The organism is Alistipes provencensis (genome assembly GCF_900083545.1).
In the GTDB taxonomy this organism is placed as follows: domain Bacteria; phylum Bacteroidota; class Bacteroidia; order Bacteroidales; family Rikenellaceae; genus Alistipes; species Alistipes provencensis.
In genome coordinates this window covers 685,277-707,095 of record NZ_LT559262.1, presented here as the reverse complement: position 1 = coordinate 707,095, position 21,819 = coordinate 685,277, and the positions used below count along the sequence as shown (strand labels likewise).

The 21,819-nt window shown below is 62.2% G+C and carries 13 protein-coding genes; 6 read left to right on the top strand and 7 right to left on the bottom strand.

Going from position 1 to position 21,819, the window contains the following annotated elements; all coding sequences use genetic code 11:
- Positions 1 to 6 precede the first annotated feature (6 nt).
- The 3 genes from BN5935_RS02975 to BN5935_RS02965 are packed head-to-tail and all read right to left on the bottom strand — an operon-like array spanning position 7 to position 3,360.
- Entirely contained in the window at positions 7 to 1,131 is a 1,125-nt protein-coding gene (locus tag BN5935_RS02975) for an aldose epimerase family protein (RefSeq protein WP_064974784.1), read from the bottom strand.
- 30 nt (positions 1,132 to 1,161) lie between these two features.
- Positions 1,162 to 2,316, bottom strand: a complete 1,155-nt coding sequence (locus BN5935_RS02970; protein ID WP_064974783.1) for an acyltransferase — start codon at positions 2,314 to 2,316, stop codon at positions 1,162 to 1,164.
- Positions 2,317 to 2,325: 9 nt separating this feature from the next.
- Positions 2,326 to 3,360: a GntR family transcriptional regulator gene (locus BN5935_RS02965; RefSeq protein ID WP_064974782.1), complete on the bottom strand. Its 1,035-nt coding sequence runs from the start codon at positions 3,358 to 3,360 to the stop codon at positions 2,326 to 2,328.
- A 135-nt stretch (positions 3,361 to 3,495) separates the two neighbouring features.
- On the opposite strand from BN5935_RS02965, the gene BN5935_RS02960 reads away from it, so the two are divergent.
- The 6 genes from BN5935_RS02960 (at position 3,496) to BN5935_RS02935 (ending at position 13,385) form a co-directional block, all read left to right on the top strand.
- The gene (locus BN5935_RS02960; RefSeq protein WP_064974781.1) at positions 3,496 to 4,968 is read left to right on the top strand and encodes a GH39 family glycosyl hydrolase; all 1,473 of its coding nucleotides are present in this window, start codon (positions 3,496 to 3,498) and stop codon (positions 4,966 to 4,968) included.
- 29 nt (positions 4,969 to 4,997) lie between these two features.
- Positions 4,998 to 6,260, top strand: a complete 1,263-nt coding sequence (locus tag BN5935_RS02955) for an MFS transporter (RefSeq protein WP_064974780.1) — start codon at positions 4,998 to 5,000, stop codon at positions 6,258 to 6,260.
- Positions 6,253 to 7,698 carry a hypothetical protein gene (locus BN5935_RS02950; RefSeq protein WP_064974779.1) on the top strand — a complete coding sequence of 482 codons (1,446 nt, stop codon included), beginning with the start codon at positions 6,253 to 6,255 and terminating at the stop codon, positions 7,696 to 7,698. Before BN5935_RS02955 ends, BN5935_RS02950 begins: the two co-directional genes overlap by 8 nt.
- A 22-nt stretch (positions 7,699 to 7,720) precedes the next feature.
- A complete protein-coding gene (locus BN5935_RS02945; RefSeq protein WP_064974778.1) occupies positions 7,721 to 9,580 on the top strand; it encodes a class I mannose-6-phosphate isomerase in 1,860 nt (619 codons plus the stop codon).
- Positions 9,561 to 10,475, top strand: coding sequence for an ROK family protein (locus BN5935_RS02940; protein WP_064974777.1), 915 nt, complete (start codon positions 9,561 to 9,563; stop codon positions 10,473 to 10,475). Before BN5935_RS02945 ends, BN5935_RS02940 begins: the two co-directional genes overlap by 20 nt.
- 78 nt (positions 10,476 to 10,553) lie before the next feature.
- Positions 10,554 to 13,385, top strand: coding sequence for an FAD-binding and (Fe-S)-binding domain-containing protein (locus BN5935_RS02935; RefSeq protein WP_064974776.1), 2,832 nt, complete (start codon positions 10,554 to 10,556; stop codon positions 13,383 to 13,385).
- 15 nt (positions 13,386 to 13,400) lie between these two features.
- Here BN5935_RS02935 and BN5935_RS02930 read toward each other — a convergent pair whose 3' ends face one another.
- From BN5935_RS02930 to BN5935_RS02915, 4 genes are all read right to left on the bottom strand, one after another.
- Positions 13,401 to 14,348 carry an aldose epimerase family protein gene (locus BN5935_RS02930; protein ID WP_064974775.1) on the bottom strand — a complete coding sequence of 316 codons (948 nt, stop codon included), beginning with the start codon at positions 14,346 to 14,348 and terminating at the stop codon, positions 13,401 to 13,403.
- A gap of 2 nt (positions 14,349 to 14,350) precedes the next feature.
- Positions 14,351 to 16,510, bottom strand: a complete 2,160-nt coding sequence (locus tag BN5935_RS02925; protein ID WP_064974774.1) for a DUF6259 domain-containing protein — start codon at positions 16,508 to 16,510, stop codon at positions 14,351 to 14,353.
- A 73-nt stretch (positions 16,511 to 16,583) separates the two neighbouring features.
- Complete coding sequence (locus BN5935_RS02920) at positions 16,584 to 18,470, bottom strand: RagB/SusD family nutrient uptake outer membrane protein (protein ID WP_010265371.1); 1,887 nt, start codon at positions 18,468 to 18,470, stop codon at positions 16,584 to 16,586.
- Positions 18,471 to 18,494: 24 nt separating this feature from the next.
- Complete coding sequence (locus BN5935_RS02915; RefSeq protein ID WP_064974773.1) at positions 18,495 to 21,572, bottom strand: SusC/RagA family TonB-linked outer membrane protein; 3,078 nt, start codon at positions 21,570 to 21,572, stop codon at positions 18,495 to 18,497.
- Between the last annotated feature and the right edge of the window lie 247 nt (positions 21,573 to 21,819).

Genomic DNA, 21,819 nt, shown 5'->3' with positions numbered 1-21,819 from the left:
TCGTACTTATTTCGTGCCGAAGCGGTAGATGCAGACTTGGGTGTAATGTTCCCCGGGACGCAGTTCGGTCGACGGGAAGCCGGGGTGGTTGGGGCTGTCGGGATATTTCTGGGTCTCGAGGGCCAGCGACTCGCGGTAGCGGAGGGGTTTGCCGTACTTGCCGTTGACCGCGCCGTCGAAGAAATTACCGCTGTAGAACTGCAGGGCGGGCTGGTCGCTCAACACCTCGACGGTGCGTCCCGAAGCGGGTTCCCAGACTGTGGCGGCCGTCTCGATGCCGTCGGCACTCCGGCGGTCGATGATCCAGTTGTGGTCGTAACCGCCGCCGTTGCGCAGTTGTTCGTTGTCGGCCCCGATGCGCTCGCCGATGGCATGCGGCTGGCGGAAATCGAAAGGCGTGCCCGCTACGTCGGCGATTTCACCCGTGGGGATCAGCACCGAATCGACGGGCGTGGTGCGGCTGGCGTTGATCGTCAGCACGTTGTCGAGGATGGTGCCGTTACCCTCGCCTTTGAGGTTGAAGAAGGGGTGGTGCGAGAGGTTCACGACGGTGGGTTTGTCGGTCGTGGCGTCGTAGTCGATGCGGAACTCGTTTTGGGGCGTGAGCGAGTAGGTCATGCGAATCTGCAGGTTGCCCGGGAATCCCTCTTCGCCGTCGGCGTGCGTGTAGGTCAGCACGAGCCGGTCGTCGGTGGCCGATACCACGTCCCAGACGACGCGGTCCAGTCCGTTCAAACCTCCGTGGAGCGTCTGTCCGTTGTTGTTCTGCGGCAGGGTGTACTCCACGCCGTCGAGCGTGAAGCGGCCGCCGGCAATGCGGTTGGCATAGGGACCCACGACGGCGCCGAGGAAGCGCTCGCCGGTGTTGTCGACGTAGCGGGAGAGCGAGTCGTAGCCCAGTACGATATCCTCGTAACGACCCTCGCGGTCCGGGGTCCAGAGCGATACGACACGGGCGCCGTAGTTGGTGACCTGCATGGTCACGTCGCCGGCATGCAGCGTGTAGAGTTTGACGGGTTTGCCGTCGATCCGGGCATCGAACGCTCCTTCGCTGAGGAGCGTGATTCCCGTTTCCGCTCCGCCGCAGGCGGCGAGCAGCAGGGTGCACAGTGCGATAATATTTCTTTTCATAAGTCGGAATGGTTTGGTTTCGGTTAAAGGTTACTCCACGAGCCGCCGCGTCACGCGCCAGCGCTGCATGAGCCACACCGCGAGCCAGCTTACGGCGAAGGCTCCGCAGGCGATCAGCGCGATGCGCACCAGTGCCGGGAGTCCCGGGATTTGCTGCACGAGGTCATAGCCCGCCTGCACGAAGATGAAGTGGCAGAGGTAGATGCCGAACGTGGCGCCCGCCAGCCGCGAAAGCCATGCGCGGGGCCGTGCGGCGGCTTTCTGCACGAGGATGAAAACAGGGGCAGTCATCAGGAAGACGTTGATGCCGGCGAAATACCAGACGATCTCCAGATAGGCGTAGTTGCCCGGAAAATATTTCTGCATCACCACATAGCCCAGCCCCGTGATGAGGTAGCCGACAAGGAAAGCCGGGATGCAGATGCCCAGCGTCTTGCGCCGGCTCCACGCGGGCGGGAATTTCACGAGGTAGAAGGCCAGCACGAGGTAGCCCGCGAAGCCCGAGACGTAGTAGAACGTCCCGAATTCGTTCCAGTCGCAGACGCCGAAGAGGCCCATGTTGCCGTAATTGCCGGCATAGCCCAGCATCGGGGCCAGCATCTTCATGTAGGGCAGCAGCAGCGTCAGCCCCCAGATACCGAGCACGGTCAGCAGGTCGCGCTGCGAGGCCCGTTCGAGCCAAGCGCTCAGGATCGGCATGATGAAATAGAGCCCGAGGAGCATGTAGAGATACCAGAGCGGCGTGGTGTCGTAGGTGAAGTTGAAGACGAAGGTCCACATCTTGCGGAGCGTGGCCTCACCGGTGAACATGGCGGGGTCGATCGTGGGGCTGGCCGAACCGACATAACGCATGTAGAGGAAATAGAGTACGGGCAGCGCCAGCGACCAGAAGACCAGTGCTACGAGGATGCGGCCGATGCGCTTGCGGAAGAAACTCCCGGCGTCGGTCCGCACGGGCAGCAGCAGGACTCCCGACATCATTACGAACAGCGGCACGCAGGCCCGCACGAGGCTGCCGGCCAGAGCTCCCTGCAGAAAGGTCGCGCGGTCGCTGTCGAACACGGCGACGAAGGCGTCGCAACTGTGGGAAAAGACCACCAGAAAACAGGCGATCACACGCAGGAGGTCCACCCAGCCGATGCGTTCGCGGACCGGGATGCGGAGGTCGGGGAGTCGGTTCTTCATGAGGTGCGTCTAAAAGGTGTTGCGGCGGATCATCTGGAAGTCGCACTTGATCTTGGCGGGCGTCTTGTCGAGGATCATCCGGGCCACCAGCACGCCCATCTGCCGGAAGTCGGTCGAGATGGTCGTCAGGCCGTTGAGGATGATCTCGTTGATCGGCGACTCGTTGTAGGAGATGATGCTGATGTCGCGGCCCACACGGTAGTTCAGTTCGCGGGCGCGGCGCACCAGTTCGATCAGCCCCAAGTCGTACTGGCTGTTGAGAATCAGGTAGACCTCCTTCTCGCGGATGATTCCGGGGGTGATTTCCGTGTGGAACTCCACGGCGATGTCGTTGTCGCGGCAGAACCGCTCCACGGCCTTGCCTACCGACGTGTAGTAGAGGCTCGAGGGGAGCGTCACGACATTGAACCGGGAGCAGGTCTTCAGTTTCTTGAGCCCGTACCCCAGCCCCTCGTAGGCGTCGTTGGCGAAATCCTGATAGACGGCGCCGTAGTTGCCCGGAAGCTCCTTCATCCAGTGGTCCACCATGATGAGCTTGCGGTTGGGGATGCGCGTGAGTATCTTCAGCACCCGCTTCTGCGAAGCCGCGTCGAGCGGGAAGTGGGGCGTGATGACATAGTAGTCGAACAGGTCGAGGTTCTCCTCGACGTAATATTCCAGCAGGTCGACATTCTGGTTGTGGAGCCGGATGGTGATTTCGGCCGCGTCGCCGATCTCCTCGGCGAACGAGTTGAAGAGCACCTGCTTGTAGTTGCTCAGCTTGTCGAACAGGACCAGAACGCTCAGTTTGTCGGCGACCCCTGCGGCCGAAACATAGAATCCCTTGCCCTGCTTGGCATCGATGTAACCTTTGTTGCGGAGTATGGAGTAGGCCTTTTTGACCGTCTCCTTCGAAATGTCGAGCACGGCCGAGAGTTCGTTCATCGACGGCAGCAGACATCCGTCGGGATATTCGCCGCTGCGTACCAGTTCTTCCACCTGTCCTACGATCTGTTTGTAAACCGGTATTTGGCTCTCGTGGTCTATTTTAATCTTTTCCGGCATGTCTCTCGTTTAAAAAATGAAATAATTGTTGGTTTGTTTGTTTTTTTGCTTATATTTGCACCACACTACACAACACCAATCACACGGCTAAGTACCAACAAATATAGGAAAAAAACCGCTAACCACTTTTTTAAAATGAAAAAAACTTTCTTTCTCAGCTTATCGGGCCTCTTGCTCGCATCGGTCGCCCCTGCACAGCATTGGTCGCTGACTTGGAAAAAGTTGCAGACGGTCTCCCCCGGGCTCGAACAGATCGGGCAGGTAGCGACAGCCTCCTCGCGCGAACTGGCCAATCCGCGTTGGTCGGTGGGGTGCGAGTGCCTCGACCGCGAATATGCCGATTTCTCGGCTTATAAGCCCTATGTGGGCGAACTGGGAGTAGGCGCCGCGCGTATCCAGAGCGGCTGGGCCCGCTGCGAACAGGAGAAGGGTAAATACGAATTCGGGTGGCTCGACGAAGCGGTCGACGGACTCCGCGAGCAGGGCATCCGTCCGTGGATGTGCCTCGCCTACGGTAATCCGGTTTACGGGGCGCAGAAGAGCCTCGGGTCGCGCATCTTTACCGATGAAAAAACGCTGCAGGCGTGGGAGCGCTATGTGACGGCCGTGGCGCGTCGTTACAAAGGGCGCGTCAGCGAATGGGAGGTGTGGAACGAGCCGAACCTCCGGGGCGCCGACCAGTCCGCGGCCTATGCCGAATTGCTGATCCGCACGGCCGAAGCCGTCCGCAAGGTCGATTCCGGGGCGGTCATCATCGGCTTCGGGCTTTCGCGCATGCCGATCGGCTTCACGGGCCGCGTGCTGGATATTCTCCGCGAGCGCGGCAAACTGGGCCTCATCGACTATGTGAGCTTCCATCCCTATCATGAAAATCCCGACGACGCCACACCCGGCATCGAGGCGCTGGCCGAACTCGTCGCCTCGTACGATCCGCGCATCCGTCTGTTTCAGGGCGAGAGCGGCTGTCCGGCCGTCCTCGAATGGGCCCATGCGCTGCGCTACCACGAGTGGACTGAGTACAGCCAGGCCAAGTGGGTCGCACGGCGTCTGGCCAACGACTTCGCGCTGGGCATCCGTTCGTCGATCTTCGCCATTGTCGACAACCAGTATCCCAACATGTTGCAGTCGTTCGGCCTGCTGCGCACGAACCTGCTCAAACAGGTGGTCTACAAACGGCCGTCGTACCATGCCATGCAGCACATGGTCAACCTGCTGCACAGCGGGGTGAAACCCGCGGGAAGGCCGGCATTCACGGCCAATACGGCCCGTGAGATCGCGCTCGTGGGACTCGCGGATGCCGATGACAAGCCGATCGGCGTGATGTTCTGGTACTCTGACCGGATTCCGGGCGACGAACTGGCTTGGGACAAGGTCGAAATGAGTGTCGAGGGGCTTTCGCTCAAGGATCCCGTGCTCGTGGAACCCGTAACGGGCCGCATCTTCGACCTGCCGCAGCCCCACGGCAGCCGCGACGGAGGCCGCATGAAGCTGACCGGATGCCCGGTGTGGGACGCCCCGATGCTGCTGGTCGAGCGCGGCGCCGTGCCGTTCCGCGGGGAGGCCGTCGAACGCAAGGCCGCCGGAACCAATCAGGATATGCTGTATTAACCCAAGTGCATAAAATGAACCTATAACCAATGACAACTGCAACCGTCGGGAAAAAGAACCCGAAGTACAAATGGGAGGTGCTGGCCCTGCTGTGGGTCGCCTATCTCCTGAATCAGGCCGACCGGCAGGTCTTCAACGTGGTGCTTCCGCTCATCCGCGAGGATCTGGGCCTGAGCGATGTGGCCATCGGCTCCATCGCCACGGTATTCAATCTTTTCTATGCCCTGCTGGTGCCCATCGGCGGACTGGTGGGCGACCGTTTCAGCCGTAAGTGGATCGTCACGGGAAGCATCCTGTTCTGGAGCGTGGCCACGATGTTCACGGGCCTCTGCAACGGCTTCGTGATGCTCGTGCTGATGCGCAGCGTCGCCACGGGCGGCGGCGAGGCGTTCTTCGGCCCGGCCAACTATTCGCTGCTGGCGCAGTACCACGACAAGACCCGGGCCTTCGCCATGTCGATCCACCAGACCGCCTACTACATCGGCATCATCATCAGCGGTTACGCCGCGGGATATATCGGACAGTTGTGGGGCTGGCGGAGCGCCTTCTACATCTTCGGCGCCATCGGCGTCGTGCACGGCATCGTCATGGCCGTGCGGCTGAAGGACAAGAAGGAGCCGGCCGCCGTTGCCGCCGCGGAGGCCGCCGAGCCCAAGCCGCGGCTGATGGAGGGATTCCGCATGGTCTTCACCACGCCGACGGCCCTGATCCTCACGGTCTGCTTCGCCGGACTGATCTTCGTGCTGACGGGCTACCTCACATGGATGCCCACCTACCTCTACGAAAACTTCGGCATGGACCTCGCGGGCGCCGGATTCCACTCGATGTTCTACACCCACCTGTTCGCTTTCATCGGCGTGCTGCTGGCCGGACGCCTCTCGGATAAACTGGGTAGCCTGCATCCCGCGTGGCGCATGGCCATGCAGGGCTTCGGGCTGCTGGTCGCCGTGCCGTTCATCGTCCTGATGGGCAACTCGTCCACGCTGTGGGTCATCTACATCGGTTTCGCCGGCTTCGGCTTCGCCCGTGCGTTCTTCGACGCCAACACCTACACGGTGCTCTACGACGTCATCCCGCCCCGGTACCACTCCTCGGCTTCGGGCGTGATGATTATGACCGGATTCGCCATCGGCGCGCTGGCTCCGCTGGTGCTGGGCATGGTGAAGCAGGCCGCGGGGCTGTCGTTCGGCATCTCGATGCTGGCCGTCGTATGGCTGGTGTGCGGCGTGGTGATGCTCCTCGGTGCCAAATATTTCTATATGAGAGACTATAACAAGATCAGACATGAATAGTAACCTGAAAACCAGAAAAGCGAAGGCAGGTCTGCTGCTGATCGCGTCGCCCCGCTTCAAGATGCTGGGTGAAGGGCTCCGGCGGGGCACATATGCCCAGCGCAAGGATGCCGATGTGAAAAAGATACTCGGGACGATGGATTTCCTCGACGTCGTGTTCCCCGGAATCGTCTACGACAAGGAGGAGGCCATGGACGCCATGGACCATTTCTACATGGAGAAGGTCGATTTCGTCATCGCCGAGTTCCTCTCGTGGTCCGAGGACTTCGCGTGGATACGTTTCCTGAGGGATATGCCCGAGGTGCCGATCCTCTTCGTCAATGTCGCCAAGGACCACGTTTCGTTCAAGGATACGCTGGACGAGGACGACTTCATCGACTACCTCTGCGCCGGGACGCTCGTCGGTTCGCTCGAAGCCTCCGGATCGGTTCCCCGTACCGGACGCAAACATGTGAAGGTCGTGATGGGGTCGCGCGAGGAGGTTACGGAGCAAATCCGCCTTTTCGCTTCCGCCGCCCGCGCCCGGGCCATTCTCCGCCAGTCGAACGTGGGGCTGCTGGCCAACTACAACGAGGCCATGTGGTCGACCTACATCGATCCCTACGACCTGTTCACCAAACTGGGCCCCGAAATCCGTTTTCTGCCCTATTCGGTCTACGGCGAGGTGATCGACGCGGTGAGCGACAAGGAGCTGAAAGCCTACTGCGACGAGCTGACCTCCCACTACCGGATGATGGACGACGTGGCGCGCGACAAGTTCGAAGCTTCGGTGCGGGCCTCGATCGGCTTGCAGAAGATGGCCGAGCGGTCGGACATCGACGTGATGGTCTTCAACGACATCGACCGGGCCATGTTCGAACTGGTGGGCCTGCGCGCCGGGTTCTACCACCCGTGGTTCAACGACAACTGCTCGGTGCTGGTTCCCGAGGCCGACATCGGTGCGGGCCTCATCACCTATCTGCTGAAACTGATCTCGGGCAAGAACGTCAATTTCCTCGAGCCGTTCCACATCGAGTCCGACTACGGCACCTTTGCGGGCGGACACGCCGGTCCCAACGACCACAACGACCCCGACTGGCAGCAGAACGTGGTGATCGCCCGCGACGTGCGCTTCGCCAAGACCTCCTACAAGTACGCCGGGGCTCCGTTCGCTTGGTACCGCATCTCGCCGGGCCGCAAGACCATGGCCCAGTTGGTGGAGTGCGACGGACGCTACAAGCTGGTCGCCACGCTGGTCGATTCGTTGGAGGGCGACCACATTCTGGCCACCTATTCGCACAGCATCTTCCGCCCGGTGGTCCCCGTCGAGCGGCTCTTCGAGGAGATACTGAAGATCGGCACCACGCAGCATTTCGCCATCGTCGACGGCGACTATCTGCGCGAGCTGGGCATGCTCTCCGAGATCATGGATTTCGAATATCACGCAATAAACAATTAACCCTATAAAATCGTTTGTCCTTATGAGTTTCATGTATAACCCTTTTCCGTATGACGACCCCCGCGCCGTCAACCGTCCGGCACTCCCCCAAAAAACCGTCGAGGCGGTCGTTGCCGGAACCCCCAAGGCTGCCGCTGCGCTGGCTGGGGATATCGTTTCCCGCCTGAAGGCCGCACCCGGCAGGAACATCGTCGTCGGATTCGACGGCTATGCGACGGCCGACTGGACCCGGATGGTCAACCTGCTCTCGCAGCAGTTGCTGGGCAAGGGGATCGAACTGGATGCCGTGGCGTTTACCGAGGTGCTCAAATCCGAGCAGGAGATCGCCGACATGATCGATCCCAATCTGGAGTGGGACACCACGAAGGACCCGTCGCTGTTGTTCGGACGCCTCATCGAGCGTGATTACGCGGATATGTTCGACGCGGCGAAATTCGCGGCTTTCAAACAGCGCCTCGAGGCGTTGCGGACCCCTGCCGCCGCAGGGCGCGTGCTGCTCGTCTACGGCAGCGGATGCCTCGTCGAAGAGGTGCGCGGGCTCTACGATATCAAATGCTACTTCGACGTGACGCCCAAGGAGGCCATCCTCCGCATCCGCCGCGGCCAGTTCGCCAACCTCGGCGACAAGGTGGCCCGCCCGGCCAACCGGGTGATCCGCCGCTGCTACTACGCCGATTTCGAAATGGGTGTGCGCCACCGCGGCAAGCTGCTGCGCGGCGAACTGCTCGATTATTACATGGCTTCGGACCGTCCCGACCATATCCACATGATCCCGATGGCGGCGCTGTCCGACATCTTCCGGTCGCTGGCCGGCTATCCGTTCCGCTGCAAGCCGGTCTATCTGGAGGGCGTGTGGGGCGGCACCTACGTCAAGAAACTCCGCAACCTGCCCGACACGATGCGCAACTGCGCGTGGGTCTTCGACCTGATCCCGATGGAGGTGTCGATCGTCGTCGAGGCCGGGGACGAGAAGATCGACTTCCCCTATTTCTCGTTCGTGCAGAAGGAGGGCGAGGCCATCATGGGCCGCCCGGCCGTCGAGAAGTTCGGCGGTTACTTTCCCATCCGCTTCAACTACGACGATACGTTCCACAGCAACGGCAACATGTCTATTCAGGTGCATTCGGGAGCCGAGTACAACGAGAAGCACTTCGGTGAACTGGGCCGTCAGGACGAGAGCTACTATGTGGTGGTGGCCGGACAGGACGCCAAGACCTTCGTCGGGTTCCGCGACGGTGCCGACACCGAGCAGTTCATCCGCGAGATCAAGCTGGCCGACACCGAATACAAGCCCGTGGACTACCTGAAATATGTCAGCTACGAGGATTCGAAGCCCGGCCTGCAGGTGATGCTTCCCGCCGGAACGATCCACTCGTCGGGCCGCAATCAGGTGGTGCTCGAAATCGGCAGCCTCACGATCGGCTCCTACACCTACAAGCTCTACGACTACCTGCGCGCCGACCTCGACGGCAAGCCGCGCCCCATCCATACATGGCACGGCGAACGCACGCTGGCCTACGAGCGCACGACCAGTTGGGTGCGCAGCAACATCGTCCAGCAGCCCCGCACGGTGCGCGAGGGCGACGGCTGGGCCGAGAAGATCGTCGGCGAGCACGACCTGCTCTATTTCTCGCTCCGCCGCCTCGAGTTCGAGAAGCAGATCGAGGACGACACCTGCGGCAAGTTCCATGTGCTGACGCTCGTCGACGGCGAACGCATCCGCATCCGTTCCGTCGCACAGCCCGAACGTTACTTCGATGCCGAATACATGGATATGGTCGTGGTTCCCGCGGACATGGGCCGCTATGTGATCGAGAATCTCCGCACGGAACCTATCAGCGTCCACAAAACGATGCTCAAGGATGGGTTTGACAAAGAATAGCTGCCGCCTGCTGCTCGACGTCGGGGGCACGTTCCTCAAATCGGCCGTGGCGGACGCCTCCGGGCAGCTCCTGCCCGGTTCGGAGTTCAGTTGCCCGATCCGTTCGGAGGGCTCGCGTGCGGAGATCGAAGGCTCTCTGTCCACCGTAGTGGCCAAGGGCGCAGCCTTCGCCGCGGAACGGGGCATGGCCCTTGCCGGGATCGGCATCGCCATTCCCGGGCCGTTCGACTATGCGGCGGGCATCTCCCGCATGACGCACAAGTTCCGCAGCATCTGCGGCGTCGATCTGCGCGGGGTGCTGCACGCGATGCCCGGCGTGCCTGCCGATGCGGATATCCGCTTCATGCAGGACGTGAACGCCGCGCTGGCCGGGGAGATCGCCCGGGGCAATGCCGCCGGATACGGCGCTTCGGCGCTCGTGTCGCTCGGCACGGGGCTGGGCTTCGCCCTGAGCCGCGACGGGCGGGTGCTGTGCAACCCGGCGGGCGGCCCGAAGGTGGTGATCTTCGACCTTCCCTACCGCGACGGCATTCTGGAGGACTATGCTTCGAAACGGGGATTCCTGCGCATTTACGAAGAACTTACGGGCCGTACCGACCCGGCGCTGACGGTGGCCGATCTGGGCCGCATGGCCGGCGAGGGGGATGCCCATGCCCGCGAGACCTTTGCGACGGTCGGGGGCATTCTTGCCGCCACGCTGCACGACCTGCTCGTCGAACACGGCATCGAATGCCTCCTGCTGGGCGGTCAGATCTCGCGCTCGTTCGCCTACATGGAGGCGGCCCTGCGCGACGGACTGCGCGATGTCGCGGGGCTGACCCGCATCGCACCTGCGGAGCATATCGGCGAAGCGGCCTTTTACGGTCTGCTGGCGCAGGCGGAAAACGGCCGTTAAGAGTTACAACGAGCCGTCCGATTTCGTATATTTGTCAGGAGAGGCGGCCGCCTCTCCTGTTTTTGAATCCGAAGAACCATGACCGACAAACATCGCAGATTCCTCGGCGCCGTGCGCGCCTTCATTCCCCGGGAACGGGTCTATACCGATTACCTGCGCCGTCTGGCGTGGGGCACCGATGCGGGGTTTTACCGCCTCGTCCCGCAGATCGTCGTGCGTGCCGCCGACGAGGAGGAGGTCGTGCGGCTCATGCAGACGGCCGCCCGGCTGGGTGTGCCCCTGACCTTCCGGGCCGCGGGCACGAGCCTCTCGGGGCAGGCTGTCAGCGACTCGGTGCTCGTGGTGGCCGGCAAGCACTGGGAACGCTGCGAGGTGCTCGATGGCGGCCGCGCCGTGCGGCTCCAGCCCGGCGTCGTGGGCGCCCGGGTCAACGAGGTGCTGAAATCGTATGGATACCGCTTCCCGCCCGACCCCGCTTCGATCCGAAGCGCCATGGTGGGCGGCATCGTGATGAACAACGCCTCGGGCATGAACTGCGGCACCCATGCCAACAGCGACCGGATGCTGCTCTCGGCGCGGCTGGTGCTGGCCGACGGCACGCTGCTCGACACGGGCGACGAAGCGAGCCGCCGGGCCTTCTCGGAGAGCCACGCAGGATTTCTGCGCGCCATTGAAACGCTGCGCGACCGGGTTCGCGGCGACAAGGCCCTGACGGAGCGCATCCTGCACAAATATTCGATCAAGAACGTCATGGGGCTGAACCTGCTGCCGCTGGTGCGCTTCGACGATCCGTTCGAGATCATCGCCCACCTCATGGTCGGCTCCGAGGGGACGCTGGCGTTTCTGGTCGGGGTCACGATGCGCACCGAACGCGAATACGAACACAAGGCGTCGGCGATGGTCTATTTCAGCGACATCGGCGAGGCGAGCCGGGCCGTCGTGGAGATGCGCAAACTGCAGGACGCCGCCGGGCAGCGCATCGTCCACAGCGCCGAGATGCTCGACCGCAAGTCGCTGGCCTCGGTCGGCGACACGACGGGCGAGGGGTTGACGGCCGTGCTGACCGAGACCAAAGCGCACACGCCGGAGGAGCTGGCCGCCAACGTCGCCCGCATCGGGGAGTTGCTGGGGCGCTTTGCGCTCTACACTCCCGCGCGGTTCACCGACGATCCGGCCGGGCAGGCGAAATACTGGGCCGTCCGTTCGGGCATCTTCCCGGCCGTGGGCGGCAGCCGTCCTCCCGGAACCACCTGTCTGATCGAGGATGTCGCCTTCCACATCGAGGACCTGCCCCGGGCCACCGCCGAGTTGCAGGCGCTGATCGCCCGCCACGGCTACGACGATGCCTGCATTTACGGGCATGCGCTCGAGGGCAACTACCATTTCATCATCAACCAGTCGTTCTCGGAACCGACCGAAGTGGCGCGCTACGAGGCGCTGATGAACGACGTCGCGGAACTCGTCGTCGGCAAATACGACGGTTCGCTCAAGGCCGAGCACGGTACGGGACGCAATATGGCGCCTTTCCTCCGCCGCGAGTGGGGCGACGACGCCTGTAACGTGATGCGGGCCGTCAAGGAGCTGTTCGACCCTGCGGGGCTGCTGAACCCCGGGGTGATCTTCAACGACGATCCCCGCTGCCACCTCTCCCATTTCAAACCCCTGCCGCTGACCGATCCCCTGATCGACCGCTGCATCGAATGCGGGTTCTGCGAGGTGAACTGCCTGACCTGCGGGCTGACCCTCTCGTCGCGCCAGCGCATCGTCGTGCGCCGCGAGATCGCCCGGCTGAAAGTCTCGGGTGAGAATCCGCGTCTGGTGAAAGAGCTCGAACGCGGCTACCGTTATCCCGGGGAGCGGACCTGCGCCGGGGACGGGCTCTGCTCGACGAGCTGTCCGGTGGGGATCAATACGGGGGAACTGACGCATGTACTGCGCGCCCAGCGGATACCGCCCGGGAGTGCGGGCCATGCCGCCGGGGAATTCGCTGCCCGTCATTTCTCCGGGCTGAAAAGCGCCCTGCGCCCCGTGCTGACGATGGCCGATGCGGCGCACCGGGTACTCGGGACGCGGGCGATGACTTCCGTGACGAAGGGACTGCATGCGCTGGGACTGCCGCAGTGGCTGCCCTCGATGCCACGGGCCTACCGGATGCCGGATGCCCTGCGGAAAACGCCCGTGCCGGAACCGGACAAGGTGGTCTATTTCCCGAGCTGCATCAACCAGACGATGGGCCTCGCCCGCGAAACACCGGTCGCGGAGTCGCTGGCCGACAAGATGGTCGCATTGCTCCGCAAGGCGGGCTATGAGGTGATCTTTCCCGAAAATATGGAACGTCTCTGCTGCGGTACGATCTGGGAGAGCAAGGGCATGGCCGACATCGCCGACCGCAAGACCGCCGAGCTGGAGGAGGCGCTGTGGCGCGCCAGCGAGGAGGGACGCTGGCCGGTGCTGTGCGACCAGAGCCCCTGCCTGCACCGCATGCGCGAAAAGATCGGCCGCATGAGATTGTACGAACCGGCGGAGTTCATCTGGACCTTCCTGCGCGACCGGCTGGAATTCCGGCCCCAGCCGGGACCCGTCGCCGTGCATGTCACCTGCTCGATGCGCCGCATGGGGCTGGCCGGGCTGATCGTCTCGCTGGCGCGGCTGTGTGCCGACGAGGTCGTGGTGCCCGAGGAGGTCGGATGCTGCGGGTTCGCCGGTGACCGCGGATTCACGCACCCCGAGGTGAATGCCTATGCCCTGCGCAAGCTGCGTCCCGTCGTCGAACGCTCGGGTGTCAGGGTGGGCTACTCGAACAGCCGCACATGCGAGATCGGGCTCTCGGCCCGTTCGGGCGTGCCCTATGTTTCGATCGTCTACTTGGTCGATGCCTGTACGACACCTAAAGAAAACCCCGGAGCCTGAGCTCCGGGGTTTCTCTTATACCAGCAGTTCGTAGTCGATGTGCCACACGCCCGTCTCTCCGGGGAAGACCCGGAACGGGATGTAGGGTTCGAGGCAGGCGACTGCGGGGCAGGCCCAGAGGACCATGTGCGACAGTTGTCCGCTGCCCGAAGCCCGGATGCCCGCTCCCGTGCGGCGGTTGCGGAGGCTGAACCCATATTTCTGAGTCTCGGGGGCCTGACCGTGGAGGTCGCCCATGAAGACCGACTCGCCCGGATTCAGCGGACGGCTGAAGGCGACGCCGTCGGGCGTCAGCGCTACGCTGTCGTAGGCTTCGCGCCACGTCCCCTCGGGCCGGAACGGGAAGTGGATCGAGGTGTCGGGACCCGTGGCCATGCGGTCCAGCGTGAAGAAATTGTGGTTATAGACATGGCCCGTGAGCGGTGCGGGACCGAGGTTCTTGAGCGTGTACTCGATCCTGAGGCCCGGCGCGTCGGTCAGCCGCAGCGTCTTGCGGTAGTCGTAGCCGTATTCGTCGGTCAGCAGGCGGTGGCGGAACTCCACGCGGTCGCGCTCGGCGGTCGTCTCCCAAATGCCGGGATCGGCGATCTCGTAGAGCCGGAACCGGTCGTAGGGGTGGTCGGAGAACTTGCGCAGCGTGCCGACTCCGATCTTGAGGAACTCCTGCCCGGGGCGCGCCCGCTCGTAACCGATCTGGGTGAACTCGTCCGCGGGGCCGGTCAGTCCGTCGTGCCGCAGGGGATCGTGCCGCGGCTGCCACTCCGAGACGTAGCGGTGTCCCCCGCTGCGCAGGTCGCGCACGACGCCGCCCCAGTCGAAACGCGTGCTCCGGTAGTAGCCGCGTTCGGCATCGGGAGGGCACACCACGGCCGAGACATGGCGGTTGGCGATGCGCAGTGCGGGAGCCTCCGACACCCGGGTGCCAGAGGTTTTTATCGTTGCATCCGGTTGCAGTCCGCGCATGGTCACTTCGTCTTTTTGTAAATCAGTACGGCGAGGTCGTATTGGCCCAGCGTCACCTCGCGGCCGTCGGGCGATACCTGCGCATTGCCCAGTGTCGAAGCCTCCGCGAACCGGTAGCCCGGGACCTCGATCGCACCCTTCACGGCCTTGCCCTCCTGCGTGCGGGTGGCCACGATGGCCATGCCGTCGCCGTTGACATAGGCGCGGGCCTCGATGCCGGGATTCGACTGCGTGAAGCCCTCCGTGTCGCGGTAGGTGCCGACCAGCAGCAGGTCTTCATACCTGCTCTTGATGGCGTTCACCTGAGCCAGATAGGCTTGGTAATGCGGCGTCTTGTCGATCAGGTCGCGGCAGCGGTAGATTTCGATGTCGTTGCGCAGACCCTTCAGCAGCGTGTTGTTCACACGGCGCTCGATGTCCGTATCGTCGCGGATCTCGCGGTCGGAAATGATGATTTCGGGGAACGTGTAGCGGAACCAGTCGATGAAACTGTACTTGCCGGCGGTAGTCTGGTAGATGTGGATGTAGTCGCAGTACTGCGCCGTGACGTCGGTCAGCCACTCCGTGCCGAGCGCGAACTCGGGGTCGAAACTGACGTTGCGGTCGCGGACCATCTTCAGCACCTCGGCCTTGTCGGCGATGACGTGCATGTTGGGCACGGGGAACTCCCGGCTCAGGTCCCAGTTGGTGGCGCGTTCGCCGTATCCGAGCTGGTCGTAGAAGACGCTGTTGGCGCCGTACTCGCGGGCGCGGTCGGCCCAGTCGAGCAGCATCCTGCGCCAGACCGGAGCGCGCGTGTCGGCCACGACGAACGTGCGGGCGTTGTAGTCGGCCAGAAAGGTGCCCTGCCCCGTGAACTTGTACTGCTCGAAGAGCTCGGCGCCCGTGTTGTCGCGGTAGCAGATCTCCTTGCCCTGACCGCTCTTGTAGAACTCGCTCTCGCGGTCGATCAGCTTGCCGTTGAAGTAGAGCAGCACCTTGCCGCCATCCTTCTTGTAGTCGGCGATGGCCTTTTTCCAGCCGGCGTCGCCGCCCTGTGCGGGATCGGCGTTGTAGTGGGGATTGCCGTGGTCCATGCCCGTCTCCCACCATCCGAACGTGAAGACGGCATCGGCCCCGACGCTCTCGCCGACATCCTTGATGCGGCCCGGCAGGTCGGTGTATTTGAACAGCAGTTCGCCGTACTGGTGGCGGAAGATGATCCGCTGCCAACTGCGCATCTTCTTGACCCACATCGGCGCGTCGCGGTGGTCCCACCATGTGTCGGCCCAGCGGCGGTAGTGTTTCGAGGTCTCGTGCCACGAACCCGTGTAGGGGGCTATGACGTTGGCGTCGCACGTCCATGTCTCGCCGGCGAAGCACTGCGGGAACTTGTAGAATCCGGATTCCAGCCGTGTGAACCTGCCTTCGGCGTCGGGGTAGAGGCGCAGGCCGTGCCCCGTGTCCTGAAACGTCGTGTCGTGGCTGCCGAAATAGATGCCCTCGTCGTCACCCACATAGGCGAAGCAGTTGGAAGCCATGCAGCCGCCCGTGCCGCCCGTAACGGTGCGCATGGGGTACTTGGCGTCCATCTGGCGGAACTTCTGCGCCGGGGCCTTGTAGGGCGAGGCGTTGCTGTGGCGGAAGATCACGGCCTTGGGGTCGTCGTAGAGCTGGCCTCCGGTGTGGGTGAGCAGCAGTTTGTGCCCCTCGGGAAGCGGCATGCTGCCCACCAACGGGTAGTGCAGTTCGCGGACGATCGTGTGGGGTTCGCGGTTCTCGATCTTCGACGCGAAGCGCACCTCGTCGCCTTCGAGCGTGATGTCGAGCGTGAGGCGCATGTCGAGCTTCACCGCCTCACGGGTGCTGAAGTCAGTGGCGTTCAGGCGGTCGTAGGTCAGCGTGATCGTGTCGCCCTTGCGCGAAATGCGGGGCGTTTGCTCGGCGGGCAGCACCTCGATCTCCTTGGCCTTCTGCGTGTCGTAGTAGAGGCGCCAGAGGTAGTCGCCTCCGGCGTAGTCCTGTCCGGTCGCAAGGTTTTTGATGCTGGTCAGGCGGCCGGCATCGTCGACCGTGACCTGCAACTTGTCGTTGCGTAGCGTGTTCTCTTTCGGAGCTGCCCCGGCGGCCGGGAACAGCAGGATGCCCGTGCATGCGAGCAGCAATTTCACCATTCTGTTCATTGTCTTTTCATTTATTGCGGCGCGAACGCCGGACACCCCGCGAAGGGCGTCCGGCGGGCCTTGCGTCGGCGGGTTAGTAACCCGGATTGTTTTCTTTGATGTTCTTCATCACCTGCATCGTGGTGGTCGGGAGGGGCCACAGGTAGCTCTTCGGGGCCACGAACTTGCACTCTGCGAGAACCTGAGCGTAGGCGTTGCTGTTGAAGAAGTCGGCGGCGCCTTTGGCTACGGGGGCCATGAAATCCATACATCCGTCCTCGTCGATCTCGGGCACGGCTCCGTGGAACCACATGCCGTTGTCGATGTAGGCGCGCTGGAGTTTTTCGTCTTTCTTGGGCAGTCCGATCCAGGGGCGGTTGAGCACCTTTTCGGCGATGCGCCAGCGCCAGATGTCGTACAGGCGCAGGTTTTCGAAGGCGAACTCCATGCGGCGCTCGATGCGCAGGATCGTGCGGAGCTTGTCCTGCGACCGCTCGGTGATGGCCGGATAGTCGGAGGTGGCCGTGACGGCCGCCTTGTAGGCGCGGGCGCGTACCTGGTTCATGGCGTCGAGCACTGTGTCGTCGATCTCGTTCAGTTCGATCTTCGCCTCGGCGTACATCAGCAGGACATCGGCGTAGCGCAGAATCAGTTTGTCGTTTTCGGGTTCGAACGGAGCCAGCCAGTCCTCGTCGACGTGCTTCTTCAGCACCAGGCCGTTGTAGGAGGCGTATTGGTTAGAGGTGCCCTGGATTTTGTAGGAGCGCGAGTCGTTGTTGACCACTTCCGTTCCTTCGCGGGCGCTGTACACCTTGTCCCGGTCGAAATGCGGATCGAAAATTACGCCCAAATGCTGCGTGCCGTGTTCCACAATGGTGTAGGTGCAGCGCGGGTCGCGGTGCTCGAACGGCTTGTGGGGATCGTAGACCGTCGATTCGTCGATGGGTTTGCCCTGATCGTCGAGGAATGCGCAGAGCAGGTACCACGATGGCAGGCAGGTCGTACAGGTCGGGGCCCCCGACAGACGGGGTAGTTTGGCCGTGCAGGCCTGACCGCCGAGATACTGGTATTTCGAGTCGTTCGACAGGGCCTTCGAGCGGGGAATGTTGAAAATGCCCTCGGGCGAATGCTTCGTCGCGTTGCGGAACAGTTGTCCGAAATCCGAATGCAGGGTGTAGGCATTCAGCTGCATGCAGTTCCATGCGGCGTCGCGGGCCTCCTTGAAGAGCTTCTCGGCTTCGGCAGGATCGTCGTCGCCGAACCCGCCCCGTTCGACCGAATCCCATTTGCGGATCGAGGCGAAATGGAGGGCGAAGCGGGCCTTCATGCCGTAGGCCGCGCCGCGCGTGGCCCGCTCGATCTCGCCTCCGTAGGATACGGGCAGGATCGGCGCTACATCGTCGAACTCTTTGAGAATGTCGGGAAGAACGGTCCACATATCGCTGCGAGTCAGTTCATAGGCGCTTTCGCGGCCCTGTTCGGAGTCCATGTCCATGTCTTCCGGAACCACGACGGGATCGCCGAAGTGGATCATGATGCGGGCGTAGAAGCAGGCGCGATAGAAGCGGGCGTTGGCCATGATGCGGTCGTAGCGGGCCTGCTCGATCCGGCCTTCGTGTTTGCGGAGCTCGGTGATGATCTTGTTGCAGCGGTTGATGCCCGTGTAGGTGATGTCCCACATGCGGACCGAGAGCGGAAAGTCGGAGTTCACGCCGTCGATGAGGAAACGGCCCGGGGAGTTGCGGTTTTGTCCGTCGTCCGTCAGCATGTCCAGCTCGGTCTGGTTGCCGGAGGTCCATTCGTTACGTTCCATGGGCCAGTAGGTGTGGTGGAGCAGGGCGTTGAGGTTCAACTCGAACTGCTCGGCCGTCTGGAACCAGGAGCCGCTGGCCGCCTTGTCCCTGGGCGAAAGGTCCAGGTCGCTGCACGAAACCACAAGGCTTCCGGCCAGTGCGAATAATGCGATTTTAATGGTTTTCATATCTTTTCGTTCTTTGATACGACGTTAGAATTTAAGCTGTGCGGAGAAGAGCACCGATTTGGTGATGGGATAGCCGGTAGTGCCGACCTCGGGGTCCCAGCCCTCGGGGAAGTGGCTGTGGGTGAAGAAGTCGGTGAGCGTCACGGCGAAGCGCAGACTCTTGACATGGATTTTGCTCATCCATTTCTGGGGCAGGGTGTAGCCCAGCGAGAGGTTCTTCACGCGGAAGTACGAACCGTCGAAAAGCCAGTAGTCGGAGATCGCATAGTTGTTGTTTGCGCTGGCCCACGAATAGCGCGGGTATTTGGCACGCTTGTTCTGTTCGATGGTGCTTTTACGGCTCCACGAATTCCCCCCCCCGATGTAGGTGGCGAAGTTATACCACTGGGAGCGGAGCGGCTGGACCATCTCGTCCGTGAGGTAGGAGTTGCGCTGGCCGACGCCCTGGAACGTCAGGTTGAAGTCGATGCCGCGCCAGGCCAGATCGACCGAACCGCCGTAGTTGAAGTGCGGGAGTGAGGAGCCGAGCACCCGGCGGTCGTAGTCCGTCGAGATGAGCGGATTGTTCGGGTCGCCGTCGGCGAAGTTCCGGTAGCGGATGTCGCCCGGCGAGACGTAGGAACCCAGGGTCGCCGAATTCCTCACCTCTTCGGGGCTCTGGTAGAGACCTTCGCTGACGTAGCCGTACCATGATTGGTATTCCTCGCCCTCGCGGATGATCTTGCCGCCCGAGATGACCTCCTTGTTGCCGATGTAGCCCATCTTCGAAACGTCGTCCGAAAGATTGAACGAGAGCCCGTAGCTGAAGTCGCCGACGTGGTCTCGCCAGCCGAGGGTGATCTCCCAGCCTTTGGTATGCATGTCGCCGATGTTGTCATAGGGGTCCGAAAGTCCCATGATCGGGGCGATGGGGACCTGCAGGAGCATGTCGCGCGTCTTCTTGTAGTACCAGTCGGCCGTGACCGACAGCCGGTTGCGGAGCATCGAGAGGTCGACGCCCACATCGATGGTCGAAGTGGTCTCCCAGGTGATGTCCGTGACGATGGCGGCGGCTTGTGCATAACCCGACAGGCCCGTCAGGGTCGAACCGATGTAACCCATCGTGTGGTTGTTGGCCAGCACGGCCTGATAGGGGTAGTAACCTTTGATGCGCTCGTTGCCCAGTTCGCCGTAGGAGAGGCGCAGCTTGCCGTGGTCGAGGACCTTGCGGGCGCCCTCCATGAACTTCTCCTCGGTGAAGACCCAGCCGGCCGAGGCCGAGAGGAACGTACCCCAGCGGCAGTCGGGTGCGAAACGCGAGGAACCGTCGCGGCGGATGTTGCCCTGAACATAGTATTTCGACTTGTAGTTGTACATCAGGCGGCCGAAGTAGGAGCGGCGGGCCAGTTCGTTGATGTCCTTCGAGTTGGCCGTGACTCCGTCGGAGTTGCCGGCGGCCAGGTCGGGAATCAGCGAGTGGGCGAACGACGTGTTCTTGGCCACGATCGTACCCTCCTGATACCAGTAGTTCTCGTAACCGACCATGGCGCTGAAATTATGGTCCAGGCCGAACGTGTGCTGGTAGTTGGCATAGACCTGCGTGGTGTGGGCGAAGGTGTCGCCGCGGCTCTCTTCGAGTTCCGTAGTCAGGGCGTTGCTGATGTATTTCGAACTGGTGAGACTCTCCTCCTGATAGCTGAAATAGGAGGTTTGGCGCTGAAAATCCTTGATTTTGGTGTAGGAGAACTGGGGCGAGAAGATGCCCGTGACGGTCAGTCCCTTGACGGGGGTGATGTCCAGCTGGAACTTGGCGTTGGCCAGGTACTTGTCGGTGTCCTTCTCGCCGCCCGACATCAGGGCTGCATAGGGATTCACGCCGTCCTTGCCCGGGGCGTAGCGCCCGTCGCTCCACACGGCCTGATAGATGGGCGGGATGTAGCGCATGGTGCCTGAGGGTGAAGCGTGGGGATTGACCTGGTCGGTGTAGCGCAGCGAGATGTCGGCCGAAGCCTTCATCCACTTGAACACCTGTATGTCGTTGTTCAGGCGGGCCGTGTAACGTTTCCACGAGAGGTTCTTGCGGAACAGGCCGTCGACGTCGTCGAAGCCCAGACTCAGCACCGAGCTGCGCTTGTCGCCGCCCGACTGGATCGTGAGGCTGTGCGAATGGCGCACGCCCACGTCTTTGAGCACCATGTCCATCCAGTTCACGTTGGGATAGAGGTCCGGGTTCTCGCGGTTGAGCAGCGTGTAGTTCTCGACATATTCGCGGGAGTAGTCCTGGTACCAGCCGCCCGAGGGCAGGTCGTTGTAACGCAGTTCGTTGACCGCTGCCATGTAGTCGGAGGCGTTCATGTACTCCGGCTTCTGGGACTGGAAGTCGAGTCCGAGCGTATAGTTATAGGTAACGCTCGCGCCCGACTTGCCGGCACGCTTGGTGGTGATGAGGATGACGCCCGCCGCAGCCTGCGATCCGTAGATCGAAGCCGATGCGGCGTCTTTCAGCACGGTGATGTTCTCGATGTCGTTGGGGTTGACGTCGTCGATCGAACCGGCCACGCCGTCGATCAGCACATAGGGGTCGGATGCGCCGTCGGTCATCGAGGTGATGCCGCGGATGCGGATCGTGGCCGAACCGCCCGGCGCCGAGTTGGTGCGGGTGACCGTCACACCCGGCATGGCGCCCTGAAGGGCCTGCGAGATGGTCGGGCTCTGGCGGTTGAGGATCGCTTCGCCTCCGATCGAGGAGAGCGACCCCGTCAGGTCCTTTTTCCGCATGGTGCCGTAACCTACGACCACCACCTCGTCCATCGAGGTGCTCTCTTCTTGGAGCACGATGTCGAAGGTGGTGCGGCTGCCGATGGGAAGGGTCTGGGACTTGTAGCCCAGATAGGAGACGAGGAGCGACGCATCTGCGGCGGGTTTCTTGGCCAGTCGCAGGAGGAAATTGCCTTGGGCGTCGGTTGTCACGCCCTGCTGGGTCCCCGAGAGGATAACGGTGGCGCCGGGAACCGGCGCCCCTTTCTCGGTCTTTACGCTTCCCTGAAGGGTGAAGTTCTGGGCCGAAGCGTACGATGGCGAAAATAAAATCGCTGCCAGAAGCGCACAGAAAGCCGTGATCATCCGAAAATCACACTTTCTTTGAAATTCATCGTAACTTTTTTTCATCTTTTTAGAATTAGTAGTATATTTGCGCTGTACACCACACCACACAACAGATAGGATGGACGGATTAGTGTGGTTTGGTGTGGTACAAAAATAAATGTAATATTTGATATTCCAAAGAAAAGACGATTTTTTTTGAATTTTTTCGTTGAATGTCACCCAAATGTAACGAGGACCGCCGGGCCGGGGATGCTCCCGCATTTCA

Coding starts and splice junctions, on each gene's coding strand:
- BN5935_RS02965 (WP_064974782.1), bottom strand. CDS start 3,360: ATGCCGGAAAAGATTAAAATAGACCACGAGAGCCAAATACCGGTTTAC.
- BN5935_RS02915 (WP_064974773.1), bottom strand. CDS start 21,572: ATGATCACGGCTTTCTGTGCGCTTCTGGCAGCGATTTTATTTTCGCCA.
- BN5935_RS02975 (WP_064974784.1), bottom strand. CDS start 1,131: ATGAAAAGAAATATTATCGCACTGTGCACCCTGCTGCTCGCCGCCTGC.
- BN5935_RS02970 (WP_064974783.1), bottom strand. CDS start 2,316: ATGAAGAACCGACTCCCCGACCTCCGCATCCCGGTCCGCGAACGCATC.
- BN5935_RS02935 (WP_064974776.1), top strand. CDS start 10,554: ATGACCGACAAACATCGCAGATTCCTCGGCGCCGTGCGCGCCTTCATT.
- BN5935_RS02960 (WP_064974781.1), top strand. CDS start 3,496: ATGAAAAAAACTTTCTTTCTCAGCTTATCGGGCCTCTTGCTCGCATCG.
- BN5935_RS02945 (WP_064974778.1), top strand. CDS start 7,721: ATGAGTTTCATGTATAACCCTTTTCCGTATGACGACCCCCGCGCCGTC.
- BN5935_RS02925 (WP_064974774.1), bottom strand. CDS start 16,510: ATGAACAGAATGGTGAAATTGCTGCTCGCATGCACGGGCATCCTGCTG.
- BN5935_RS02950 (WP_064974779.1), top strand. CDS start 6,253: ATGAATAGTAACCTGAAAACCAGAAAAGCGAAGGCAGGTCTGCTGCTG.
- BN5935_RS02955 (WP_064974780.1), top strand. CDS start 4,998: ATGACAACTGCAACCGTCGGGAAAAAGAACCCGAAGTACAAATGGGAG.
- BN5935_RS02920 (WP_010265371.1), bottom strand. CDS start 18,470: ATGAAAACCATTAAAATCGCATTATTCGCACTGGCCGGAAGCCTTGTG.
- BN5935_RS02930 (WP_064974775.1), bottom strand. CDS start 14,348: ATGCGCGGACTGCAACCGGATGCAACGATAAAAACCTCTGGCACCCGG.
- BN5935_RS02940 (WP_064974777.1), top strand. CDS start 9,561: ATGGGTTTGACAAAGAATAGCTGCCGCCTGCTGCTCGACGTCGGGGGC.